We start from the raw sequence: 12,123 nt of genomic DNA, 5'->3' as shown, positions 1-12,123 counted from the left end.
CGCTGACGCGCTGAGCCGCCAACGCGGTTCTTTGTCAGTCCAGGGCGATTCCTTCTTCCGGCTTCATTTCTTGTTTCTCGTGCATCGGTTGAGGTGTTGCCCGTCCTGTTTTTCAGGCGGCTGACACCTTCATGCGCGTGCCGCGCACCCCGAAACCGGGGCAGCGGCACGCTGAAGGAGTGCACATGAAACGCATGCTGATCAATGCGACGCAGCCGGAAGAGCGGCGTCTGGCCATCGTGGACGGGCAGAAACTGCTCGACTTCGAGACCGAGATCGAAGGGCGCGAACAGCGCAAGGGCAACATCTACAAGGCCGTCGTGACGCGCGTCGAGCCTTCCCTCGAAGCCTGCTTCGTCGACTACGGCGAAGACCGCCACGGCTTCCTGCCGTTCAAGGAAATCGCCAAGACCTACTTCCGCGAAGGCGTCAGCGTTCGCGACGCGAAGATCCAGGACTGCATCTCGAACGGCCAGGAACTGCTGGTCCAGGTCGAGAAGGAAGAACGCGGCAACAAGGGCGCGGCGCTGACGACTTTCGTCTCGCTGGCCGGCCGCTACCTGGTGCTGATGCCCAACAACCCGCGCGGCGGTGGCGTTTCGCGCCGCATCGAGGGTGAGCAGCGCGAAGAGCTGAAGGAAAACCTCGACCAGCTCGAATACCCCAAGGGCATGAGCCTGATCGCCCGCACCGCCGGCATCGGCCGCTCGGCGCCCGAGCTGCAGTGGGACCTGAACTACATGCTCAAGCTCTGGGAGGCCATTGATGGCGCTTCCAAGGCTGGCAAGGGTGCATTCCTGATCTACCAGGAATCGTCGCTGGTGATCCGCGCGATCCGCGATTACTTCACGTCGGACATCGGCGAGATCCTGATCGACACCGACGACATCTACGATCAGGCTCAGCAGTTCATGAACCACGTGATGCCGGAATCGGCCTCACGGGTGAAGCGCTACCGCGACGACGCGCCGCTGTTCTCGCGCTTCCAGATCGAGCACCAGATCGAAACGGCCTTCAGCCGCACGGTGAACCTGCCGTCCGGTGGCGCCATCGTGATCGACCACACCGAGGCGCTGGTCGCCGTCGACGTGAACTCGGCCCGCGCCACCCGTGGCAGCGACATCGAGGAGACCGCCACCCGCACCAACCTGGAAGCCGCCGACGAGATCGCCCGCCAGTGCCGGCTGCGCGACCTGGGCGGCCTGATCGTGGTCGACTTCATCGACATGGAGGACAGCAAGAACCGCCGCGAGGTGGAACAGCGCCTCAAGGACGCGCTGCGCTTCGACCGCGCCCGTGTGCAGTTCTCGTCGATCAGCAAGTTCGGCTTGCTGGAGCTGAGTCGCCAGCGCCTGCGCCCGGCCCTGTCAGAGGGCAGCCACATCACCTGCCCGCGCTGCAACGGCACCGGCCACATCCGCGACACCGAGTCTTCCGCGCTGCAGATCCTGCGCATCATCCAGGAGGAGTCGATGAAGGAAAACACCGCCGCCGTGCACGTGCAGGTGCCGGTGGAAGTGACCTCCTTCCTGCTGAACGAAAAGCGCACCGAGATCACCAAGATCGAGCTGAAGCAGCGCACCACCGTGCTGCTGGTGCCCAACAAGCACCTGGAGACGCCGAACTACAAGCTCGAACGCCTGCGCCACGACGACCCGCGCCTGGAAAACCTGCAGGCCAGCTACACGATGATCGAGGAGCCGGACGACGAGGTCTCGATCTCGCGCCGCGAAAAGGCCAAGCCCAAGCAGGAGCCGGTGATCAAGGGCGTGCTGCCCGACCAGCCGGCTCCTATCGCCGCGCCGGTGGCTGCACCCGTGCCGGCAGCCGCCGCACCGGTGGCCGCTCCGGCTCGTGCGCCAGCCCCGGCGCCGGCACCCGCACCTGCTGCAGGTGGCGGCTTCTTCGGCTGGTTGAAGAACCTGTTCGGCGGCGCCCCGGCGCCGGCCCCGGTCAAGCGGGCCGACGCCGACACGGCCAACAAGCCTGGCACCACCGGCCGTGACGGCCAGCGCGACGGCAACAAGCCACGCGGCGCCGGCCAAGGCGGTGGCAACGGCAACGGCCGCCGCAACGAACGCGGTGAACGTGGCGAGCGCAATGAGCGCGGCCCACGTGACGGCGCCGGCAAGCCGGAGCAAGCCCGCGAAGGCCAGGCCGCCCGCCAGGGTGGCCGCGGCGAAGGCGCAGCGCGCACTGACGGCAACAACAAGCGCCGCGAAGGCGGTCGTGAAGGTGGCCGCGAGGCACGCGAAGGTCGTGAAGGCCGCGAGGGCCGTGAAAGCCGCGACGGCAATCGCCGCGGCGAGCGCACCGACGTGATGGCACTGGACGCAGGCGGCACGCCGCCAGTGGCCGAGCGCGGCGAACGCAAGCCGCGCGGCGAGCGTCCGGAACGTGGCGAGCGCGGTGCCGAACGCGGCGAGCGCTCCGAGCGCCCGGCCCGCGAACCGCAGGCCCCGGTGAGCGACGAGACCTTGCTGCAGGCGCAGACTGCCGAAGCCGCGCTGGCCGCAGGTGGGGCCGATGCCGAACTGCCGGCCGGCGAAGCAGGCAGCGACGCGGACCGCGAAGGCCGCCGCCGTCGCCGCCGTCGTGGTGGCCGTGGTCGTGATGGCGAGCGAAGCGAAGGTGGTGCAGCGTCCGAAGACGGCGTGAGCGACGAAGGCGAAGCCGGTGGCAATGCCGACGAAGCCGTCGAGGCGAATGCCGAAACAGGCGAAGCCGCCGGCACCGAAGACGGTACCCGCCGCCGTGGCGGTCGCAACCGCCCGCGCCGCGAGCGCAACGAGGCCGGTGAAACCGTGGCCCAGGGCGAGGCCGATGGCGAGCTGCCGCAGGCCCGCTTCGAGCAGGCCGCAGCGCCTGTGGAAACCGCGCTGACCGCAGCACCCGAAGCCGTGCCCGTGGTACCCGAAGTGGTGGCGCCGGTGGCACTGGCAGCCATCGCTGCGCCGGTGGCTGCACCGGCCGTGGCGCCGGCACCGGTTCGCTTCGAGCTGCCGATGGACGAGCTGCAGCGCATCGCCGAAGGCGCCGGCCTGACCTGGGTCAACTCGGACGTGGACAAGATCCAGGCCGCACAAGCTGCCATCGCCGCCGAACCGAAGCCGGTGCACGTGCCGCGTGAGCGGCCGCCGCTGGTGGTGGCCGACGAAGGCCCGCTGGTGCTGGTCGAGACCCGCAAGGACCTGAACCAGGTGCACCTGCCGTTCGACGCCTCGGCTTCCAACTGAAGCCGGTCCACCGCGCAGCCTGAGGCTGCGCGGACATGAAAAAGCCGCCTAGCCTCACGGCCCGGCGGCTTTTTTTCGTCCGGCCAAGCGTTGGCTTCAGCCGTGCAGGCGCTCCAGCGCCAGCTGGTAAGGCGCGTGGCGCATCAGCTCGTCCCAGGGCAGCGGCGAGGTGGCCGGGAACAAGGCCGCGCGGCGACTTTCGGCCAGCGGGTCGGCCTGCCAGCGCCCCTTGGCCAGCGCCTCGCTGAGGCCGTCCAGCAGTGCGTCCAGCGGCGCACCACCGTCCACCCGCGACTGGTTGCACAGCAGGACCAGGTCGCAGCCGGCATTCAGCGCGGCGACTGCGGCCTCGGTCGGGCTGACCAGTTGGCCACGCAGCCAGCGGCCACCTTCCATGCTGAGGTCGTCACTGATGATGGCGCCGGCATAGCCCAGCTGGTCGCGCAGGATGTCCTGCAGCCAGGTGGCCGAGTAGCCGGCCGGCAGCTCATCCACCTTGGGGTAGATGATGTGGGCCGGCATCACGGCAGTCAGCGTGCCGGAGAGCCAGTCGTAGGGCTTGGCGTCTTCGGCCAGGATGGCTTTCTTCGAGCGCTTGTCGACCGGCTGAGCCACATGACTGTCCGCCATGGCGTAGCCGTGGCCGGGGAAGTGCTTGCCGCAGCTTTGCATGCCGGCCTGCAACAGGCCCAGCATCAGGCTCTGGGCCAGCAGCGTGGCCACCCGCGCGTCACGGTGGAAGGCCCGGTCGCCGACGACTTCGCTGCGGCCGTGGTCAAGGTCCAGCACCGGCGTGAAGCTGAAGTCCACGCCGCAGGCACGCAGCTCGCTGGCCAGCACGTGGCCGGCCGCGCTGGCCGCCGCGGTGGCGCGCATCGCGTCCTGCATCCACAGCTCGCCGTAGTGGCGCATGGCCGGCAGGTGGGTGAAACCATCGGTGCGGATACGCTGCACGCGGCCGCCTTCGTGGTCGATGGTGACCAGCAAGTCTTCGCGGATGGCCTTGACCTCGGCCACCAGTTCGGTGAGCTGGCGCCGGTCCTGCCAGTTGCGGGTGAACAGGATCAGGCCGCCGGTGAGCGGATGCGCCAGGCGGCGGCGGTCGTTGGCGTCCAGCGTGGTGCCGGCGATGTCGAGGATGACGGGGCGTTGGTCGCTCATCAGGATGGCTTGGTGGGAAGAGAGGAAGGCATGTAGGGCGGCGGCGCAGCGTCGGTCCGGCCAGGGTCGGTCTCGACAACGACGAAGCTGGAGACGTAGTCGGTCTCGTCGCTCAGCGTGACGTGGGCGCGCCAACCGCGGGCGGCAAACCACTCGGCCAGCTCACCATGGAGGCGGATGAAAGGCTGGCCGCTGGCATGGTTCAGGATCTCGCAGGCGCGCCAGGTCATGGGCATGTGCAGGCCCAGCCCGATGGCCTTGGAGAAGGACTCCTTGGCCGAGAAGCGGGTCGCCAGGTAGGCCAAACCCCGCGACTCGACCCGGCCGCGACGGTGCAGGAAGACCTGCCATTCGGCCGGCCCGAGCACCTTCTGGGCAAAGCGGTCGCCACGGCGCTGCAGCGTGGCGACGATGCGGCGGATGTCGCAGACATCGGTGCCGATGCCGACGATCATGTCGATTGCGAGGCTTGGTGAATGCAAGCCAGGTAGGCGCGAACCGTCTCGGCATAGCCCAGTTCCAGCGCGTCGGCGATCAGCGCATGGCCGATCGACACCTCTGCGGTACCAGGTGCCAGGCGCAGGAACTCGGCGAGGTTGTCGCGGTTCAGGTCATGGCCAGCATTGACGCCCAGGCCCGCGGCCAGCGCGGCCTTGGCAGTCGCCTCGAAGGCCGCGCCTACCTCGGCCTGCCGCGGCGTGCCAAACGAACGCGCCCAGGTCTCGGTGTAGAGCTCGACGCGGTCGGCCCCAAGCGCGCGGGCATGCGCCATCGCTTCGGGCAGCGGGTCCATGAACAGGCTGACGCGCACGCCCAGCGCGTGGCATTCGGCAATCAAGGGCCGCAGCGTGTCGGCATCGGCCGGCAGGTTCCAGCCGTGGTCGGAGGTGAACTGGCTTTCGCTGTCCGGCACGAAGGTGGCCTGGTGCGGGCGCACGGCGCGCACGAAGTCCATCAGGTTCTGCAGCGGATTGCCTTCGATGTTGTATTCGACCTGCGGCCACTGCTCGCGCAGCATCGCAGCCAGCTCGTGCACGTCGCTGCCGCGGATGTGGCGCTCGTCGGGCCGCGGATGCACGGTGATGCCTTGTGCACCGGCCTCCAGCACCAGCTGGGCCGCACGCAGCACGCTGGGAATGCCCAGGTGGCGGGTGTTGCGCAGCAGCGCGACCTTGTTCAGGTTGACCGACAGCGCAGTCAGGCCGGCCAAGGGATGGGCGGCGGCTTCGGGGGCGACAAGTGGGTTCATCGGTGCGGTTCCATCAACTGCTGCGCGTCGATCATCACGTCACGGGTGCGCAGCCGGGGTGAACCCAGATGATAGTGAAGCAGGCCGCGCAAGGTCGTCTTGAGGGCCGGCAGGTTGTCGGCACACAGGCGCTGCAGCTGGCCCATCTCGCCGGCATCCAGCGCTTGCTGCAAGGCCATCAATTGGCTGCCGGCGAGCGGCGCCTCGCCTTGCGCGTGGGCAACCAGGCCCAACTCGGGTCGCAGCTGGTAGGCCGCGTCGCCAGTCAGCCTGGTGCCGTTGCTCGTCAACTGGTCCAGCTGCGGCAGCAGGCCAATTTCGCGCAGCAGCACGATCTCGAAGGCGCGCAATGCCGCCTGGGTCAGCGTGTCGTCGGCCGCGGCAAGCGCGGGCATGGACGCGGCATAGGCGTCGAACAGCACCGGGTGCGGGTCGTGCCGGGCGAGCAGCTTCATCAGCAGCTCGTTGAGGTAGAAGCCGGAGAACAGCGCGGCGCCGGACAGCATCGGGCCGCCGCCGGCCCATTCGGCGCTGCGCAGCGTCAGCACGTCGGCGGTCTCGTCACGCGAGGGCCGGCTGGCGGCAACCAGCAGGCGCTGGAACGGCAGCAGCACTGGCCGCAGCTGCGAATAGGGCCGCTTGGCGCCCTTGGCGGCGACGGTGATGCGGCCCTGCTCGCGGCTGAAGATGTCCAGGATCAGGCTGGTCTCGCTCCAGTCGTAGCGGTGCAGCACGTAGGCCGGCGCGGGTGCGCCACGGCTGCGCGGCAATGCGGCGGTCCTGGCACGGCTGCGCGCGCTGGCGGAAGCCCGCGGCTTGGCCTTGACCGGGCCGCCAGCATCCGCCGGCGCGGTCATTCGTAGCCGTAGCTGCGCAGGTGTTCCTCGGTCGCAGCCCAGCCCGAGCGCACCTTGACGAACAGCTCCAGGAAAACCTTCGCCTCCATCAGGCGCTCCAGCTCCTGGCGCGCCTCGCTGCCAATGCGCTTCAGGCGCTCGCCACCTTCGCCAATGATCATGCCCTTGTGCGCATCGCGCTCGACGACGATGGTTGCCGCGATGCGGCGCAGGTTGCCCTCTTCCTTCCACTGGTCGATCACCACGGTGGAGGTGTAGGGCAACTCGTCGCCAGTCAGGCGGAACAGTTTTTCGCGGATGATCTCGCTGGCGAGGAATTTCTCGCTGCGGTCGGTCAGCGCGTCTTCGTCGTAAAACCAGCCCTGCTCGGGCAGGTAAGGCTTCAGGATCGCAAACAGCCGGTCCACGTCGCTCTGCTTCTGCGCCGACATCGGCACGAACTCGGCGAAGGCATGCCGGTCCTGCATGCTCTTGAGCCAGGGCAGCATGTCGTTGCGGCGCTGGACTGCATCGAGCTTGTTGGCGATCAGCACCGTCGGCTTGCCCTCGGGGACCAGCGCCAGCACCTTGGCGTCTGCCATGCCGAAGCGGCCGGCCTCGACCAGGAACAGCACCAGGTCCACGTCGCCCAGCGTTGATTGCACCGTGCGGTTCAGCGTGCGGTTCAGCGCATTGGCATGCTGCATCTGGAAGCCGGGCGTGTCGACGAAGACAAACTGCGCCTCGTCCACCGTGCGCACGCCGGTGATGCGGTGCCGCGTGGTCTGCGCCTTCTTCGACGTGATGCTGATCTTCTGGCCGACCAGCGCGTTCATCAGCGTGGATTTGCCGACGTTCGGCCGGCCGACGATCGCGATCAGGCCGCAGCGCTGGCCGTCCGGGTTTGCGCCAAGCTCGGCGCTTTGTGCGGTGGCTGCGGGTGCGCCGTCGTCAGCGGCGGCTTCATCCAGCGCGGGCGACTGGGGAATGGGGGGCATGTCTGGGTCCACGGCGGGATTCTGAGGGCAAAGGGCCGGCGACGCAAAAGACGCGCAAGCAGGAACGAGAAAAGGAAAGCGCCGTTTTCAGGCGCAGGTGGGCTTCAGCCGCGCGGTGGCCGCTGCTGTGCGGCGTCATCGGCCTGCAAACGAGCCAGCACCTTGTGCGCAGCGTCTTGCTCGGCGGCACGGCGCGAACGCCCTTCGCCGGTTTCCAGCACCTGCAGGCTGGGCACTGCGCACTCGACCTCGAAGGTCTGCGCATGCGCCTGGCCACGGGTGCCGGAGATGCGGTAGCTGGGCACCGGCACGCGCCGGCCCTGCAGCCATTCCTGCAATTCGGTCTTGGCGTCCTTGCGCCAGCTGTCTGCCGTGGTCGAGACGATGATCTCGCCGAACAATTGCTCGACCAGGCCATGCGCAGCCTCGTAGCCGCCGTCCAGATAGACCGCGCCAATCACCGCTTCGGCCGCATCGGCCAGGATGGATGCACGCTGCGCGCCACCGCCGCGGGCTTCACCGTCGGACATGCGCAACTCTTCGGGCAGGCGCAGCTGCAGCGCCACCTTGTGCAGGCTTTCCTCACGTACCAGGTGGGCTCGCACACGGGTCAGGTCGCCTTCGTCGGACTCGCCGAAGCGGTCGAACAGCAGGCGCGAGACGGCCAGGTTCAGCATTGCGTCACCGAGGAACTCCAGCCGCTCGTTGTGTTCGGCACCGAAGCTGCGATGGGTCAGCGCGCGATGCAGCAGCTCGGGCCGGTTGAACCGGTGACCGAGTCGCTTTTGCAGGGCGTCGTGGCGGGAATCCATCGTGTCTGGGTGCTTGCGCTGGCTCAGCGGTTGCCGCCCCGGTATTTGATCAGCAGGAAGACAGGATCCATGATCTCCACTTCCTTGTCATAGGCGAAACGGATCTTCACCTTGTCACCCGTGGTGTCGATCTCCAGGTCACCGCCGCCAATGTCGCTGATCGAATATTCGATCTGCTTCTGCGTCTCGAAGGCCCGGCGGATTTCCGGCACGCTCGATGCCCCGCTGTCGGCGATCTTCTGAACCGCGCGGCGGATCGTGAAGTACTCGTTCAGCGTGGGCAGGACCTTGATGGCCACCACGCCGACAAAGGCAATGATGATCGCCAGGAACACCATGCCCACGAAGGAGATGCCGCGCTGGCGGGCAGCGCCAGCGGCGCGGGGGGCTCGGATCATGCTAGCTGTGGCCATGTCACCCTTGGTCAAACGCCGTCAATCAATGGAAACTGCCGATGCGGCCAAGGTTCCCGAAATTCATCCAGATGAAGAACGCCTTGCCAACGACGTTCTCGTCCGGCACGAAACCCCAGTAACGCGAGTCCAGCGAGTTGTCGCGGTTGTCGCCCATCATGAAGTAGTGGCCGGGCGGCACCTTGCAGACAAAACCTTCGATGCTGTAGCGGCACAGTTCGCGCTGCGGAAAGCGGCTGACCTGCATCTCGTTGAACGGCGCGATCTGCGGCCGACGCTGGATGCGATGCTCCACAGGCCCCAGCTGCTCGCTGAACTGGGCCATGTAGTGGATGCTTTCGTCATCGTAGGCTTCGCCCAGCGACGTCAGAGGGGCAGGCTGGCCGTTGATCTTCAGCTGTGCGTTCAGGTACGAGACCTCGTCGCCCGGCAGGCCGACCACACGCTTGATGTAGTCCATGCGCGGGTCCACCGGATAGCGGAACACCACCACGTCGCCGCGCTGCAGCTCATGGTTGTCGATGATCTTCTTGTTGATCACCGGCAGGCGGATGCCGTAGTGGAATTTGTTCACCAGGATCAGGTCACCGATCTGCAAGGTGGGGATCATCGAGCCTGACGGGATCTTGAAAGGCTCGAAGAGGAAAGAGCGCATCACGAACACGACGATGATCACCGGGAACAGGCCCGCCGTCCAGTCCAGCCACCAGGGCTGTTGCAGCACCTTGTCGCGGGCTTCGGCCACGTCGCCGTCGACCTTGTCGATGCCCAGCCGGGCCAGCTCGGCGCGGCGGGCCGCGTCGCCGGCTTCCAACTGGCGGGCCGCCTTCTCGCGCGCCGGCCGGAAGCGGAAACGCTCGGCCAGCCAGAAGGCGCAGGTCACTGCGGAAAGGATGAACAGCAGCAGCGAGAAATTGCCGTACCAGTAATCCAGGTACCAACCGCCAAGGTAGACGATCAGGGCGCCATACAAGGCGGCGGTGAGAGCACTCATCGGTTTGTTGTTGTCAGTCATCCACTTGAAGAATGGCCAAGAAGGCTTCCTGCGGCACCTCGACGGAGCCGATCTGTTTCATGCGCTTCTTGCCGGCTTTCTGCTTTTCGAGCAGCTTGCGCTTGCGGGAGATGTCGCCGCCATAGCATTTTGCCAGCACGTTCTTGCGCAGCGCCTTGATGTTCTCGCGCGAGATGATGTTGGCACCGATCGCCGCCTGGATGGCCACGTCGTACATCTGGCGCGGGATGTGTTCGCGCATCTTCGCCGCCACGCCGCGGCCGCGGAACTGGCTCTGCGCGCGGTGCACGATGATGGACAGCGCGTCGACCCGGTCGCCGTTGATCAGGATGTCGACCTTCACGACGTCGGAGGCGCGGTATTCCTTGAACTCGTAGTCCATCGACGCATAGCCGCGTGACACGCTCTTGAGCTTGTCGAAGAAGTCCAGCACGATCTCCGCCAGCGGCATCTCGTAGGTCAGCATGACCTGCCGGCCGTGATAGGCCATGTTCAGCTGCACGCCGCGCTTCTGGTTGGCCAGCGTCATCACCACGCCAACATGGTCCTGCGGCATGTAAAGGTGCATCGTCACGATGGGCTCGCGGATCTCGCGGATGCGGCCCAGGTCCGGCATCTTCGACGGGTTCTCGACGTCGATCACTGTGCCGTCGTTGAGCTCGACCTGGTAAACCACGCTGGGCGCAGTCGTGATCAGGTCCTGGTCGAACTCGCGCTCCAGCCGCTCCTGCACGATCTCCATGTGCAGCAACCCCAGGAAGCCGCAGCGGAAGCCGAAACCCAGCGCCTGGCTGACTTCGGGCTCGTAGCGCAGCGAACTGTCATTGAGCTTGAGCTTCTCCAGCGCGTCGCGCAACTGGTCGTACTCGCTCGCCTCGGTCGGATACAAACCGGCAAAGACCTGCGGCTGGATTTCCTTGAAGCCGGGCAGCGCTTCTTCCGCAGGCCCGAGATTGTTGGGCAGCTTTTTCTCGAGCGTGACGGTGTCGCCGACCTTGGCCGCCTGAAGCTCCTTGATACCGGCAATGATGAACCCGACCTCGCCCGCATTGAGCTGCTCGCGCGGCGTCGACTTCGGTGCGAACACGCCCAGATGGTCGGCGGGGTAGACCGCGTTCGACGCCATCATGCGGATGCGCTCGCCCTTCTTGAGCGTGCCGTCGACCACACGCACCAGCATCACGACGCCGACGTAGTTGTCGAACCAGCTGTCGATGATCATCGCGCGCAGCGGCGCCTCGACCACGCCCTTGGGCGGCGGCATGCGGGCGATCACCGCCTCGATGATCTCGTCGATGCCCATGCCCGTCTTGGCCGAGCAGGGGATCGCGTCGGTCGCGTCAATGCCGATCACGTCCTCGATCTCGGCCTTGGCGTTGTCGGGATCCGCCGAAGGCAGGTCCATCTTGTTCAACACCGGCACCACTTCAACACCGAGCTCCAGCGCCGTGTAGCAGTTCGCCACCGTCTGCGCCTCCACGCCCTGGCTGGCATCGACCACCAGCAGCGCGCCTTCGCAGGCCGACAGCGAGCGGCTGACTTCGTACGAGAAGTCCACGTGCCCGGGCGTGTCGATCAGGTTCAGGTTGTAGGTCCTGCCGTCCTTGGCCGTGTACTGCAACGCGGCCGTCTGCGCCTTGATCGTGATCCCGCGCTCCCGCTCGAGGTCCATCGAGTCCAGCACCTGCGCCTCCATCTCGCGATCACTCAGCCCGCCGCAGCGCTGGATGATGCGGTCGGCCAACGTGCTCTTGCCGTGGTCGATGTGGGCAATGATCGAGAAATTTCTGATGTGGTCCATGGGTCGGCAAAGGCCGGCGCAGCGCCGGAGAAAAACAGCGTGGCCAGTGACGGCTCACGCCTGCCGCGTCAGATGCACACGCAGCAAAAACAGCTGAAAAGCTGCTGAACAAGCGCCAAAAGCTCGCCCTGGCGACGCACTGGAATGCGACGGCGAGGGGCGAGCCGCATCAAGGCGGGGAAGCGGGCAAAGAGTCAAAAAAAAGGCACGTCCAATTGAAGACGCGCCTTCCAACAAAACGTATGGCAACTGCTTGTTGGGCCTTCATTGTAGCCAAAAGGGCCCGAGTCCAAAGGCCGTCTTGGATGGAACCGGGGTCGTTGCAGACCGCCAACAAGGGCCGCAGCCGATAATTATTCACACCTTATTCACAGGCCTTGAGCGCCCGCCCAGCCGTGGCGGCAGCGCCACGGAGAGATTGCGGCAACGCGTCGAATGACCCGCAACAAGCCTGGATTGTATCGCCCGGTCATCACAATCGTCGCGACCCAGCGCCATGTCAGCACTCACTCACAGACCGGACAGAATAACCATCAAGCTATTAAAACATGGTTAGCAATTACAAACATCGCGGCGACTTCTCATCCAATGAAAAGACCCGC

10 protein-coding genes are annotated in these 12,123 nt (G+C 66.4%); 1 reads left to right on the top strand and 9 read right to left on the bottom strand.

What is annotated here, in order from left to right:
• Window positions 1–185 precede the first annotated feature (185 nt).
• A complete protein-coding gene (locus AC3WR5_RS23395) occupies window positions 186–3,236 on the top strand; it encodes an Rne/Rng family ribonuclease (RefSeq protein WP_492487535.1) in 3,051 nt (1,016 codons plus the stop codon).
• A 96-nt stretch (window positions 3,237–3,332) separates the two neighbouring features.
• On the opposite strand, the gene nagZ is transcribed toward AC3WR5_RS23395, so the two are convergent.
• The 9 genes from nagZ to lepA all read right to left on the bottom strand — a co-directional run bounded on the left by nagZ (window position 3,333) and on the right by lepA (window position 11,521).
• Window positions 3,333–4,397, bottom strand: a complete 1,065-nt coding sequence (nagZ, locus tag AC3WR5_RS23390) for a beta-N-acetylhexosaminidase (RefSeq protein ID WP_492487533.1) — start codon at window positions 4,395–4,397, stop codon at window positions 3,333–3,335.
• Window positions 4,397–4,852: a holo-ACP synthase gene (acpS, locus tag AC3WR5_RS23385; protein ID WP_492487531.1), complete on the bottom strand. Its 456-nt coding sequence runs from the start codon at window positions 4,850–4,852 to the stop codon at window positions 4,397–4,399. The genes nagZ and acpS overlap by 1 nt, the downstream gene beginning before the upstream one ends.
• On the bottom strand, window positions 4,849–5,646 hold the full coding sequence (locus AC3WR5_RS23380; protein WP_492487530.1) for a pyridoxine 5'-phosphate synthase: 798 nt from the start codon (window positions 5,644–5,646) through the stop codon (window positions 4,849–4,851). Before AC3WR5_RS23380 ends, acpS begins: the two co-directional genes overlap by 4 nt.
• The gene (gene recO, locus AC3WR5_RS23375) at window positions 5,643–6,416 is read right to left on the bottom strand and encodes a DNA repair protein RecO (protein WP_492487754.1); all 774 of its coding nucleotides are present in this window, start codon (window positions 6,414–6,416) and stop codon (window positions 5,643–5,645) included. The genes AC3WR5_RS23380 and recO overlap by 4 nt, the downstream gene beginning before the upstream one ends.
• Window positions 6,417–6,499: 83 nt before the next feature.
• Entirely contained in the window at window positions 6,500–7,480 is a 981-nt protein-coding gene (gene era, locus AC3WR5_RS23370; protein WP_141290710.1) for a GTPase Era, read from the bottom strand.
• Between the two features lie 104 nt (window positions 7,481–7,584).
• Window positions 7,585–8,292: a ribonuclease III gene (gene rnc, locus AC3WR5_RS23365; RefSeq protein WP_141290708.1), complete on the bottom strand. Its 708-nt coding sequence runs from the start codon at window positions 8,290–8,292 to the stop codon at window positions 7,585–7,587.
• 23 nt (window positions 8,293–8,315) lie between these two features.
• Window positions 8,316–8,690 (bottom strand): DUF4845 domain-containing protein, encoded by a 375-nt coding sequence (locus AC3WR5_RS23360; protein WP_492487528.1) that lies wholly within the window; start codon window positions 8,688–8,690, stop codon window positions 8,316–8,318.
• Window positions 8,691–8,730: 40 nt separating this feature from the next.
• Window positions 8,731–9,699 (bottom strand): signal peptidase I, encoded by a 969-nt coding sequence (gene lepB / locus AC3WR5_RS23355; RefSeq protein WP_231011471.1) that lies wholly within the window; start codon window positions 9,697–9,699, stop codon window positions 8,731–8,733.
• Window positions 9,700–9,712: 13 nt separating this feature from the next.
• A complete protein-coding gene (lepA, locus tag AC3WR5_RS23350; RefSeq protein ID WP_141289420.1) occupies window positions 9,713–11,521 on the bottom strand; it encodes a translation elongation factor 4 in 1,809 nt (602 codons plus the stop codon).
• Window positions 11,522–12,123: the final 602 nt, after the last annotated feature.

It is taken from the genome of Ideonella sp. FW305-24 (genome assembly GCF_058788035.1).
This window is presented reverse-complemented; position numbering and strand designations above follow the sequence as displayed.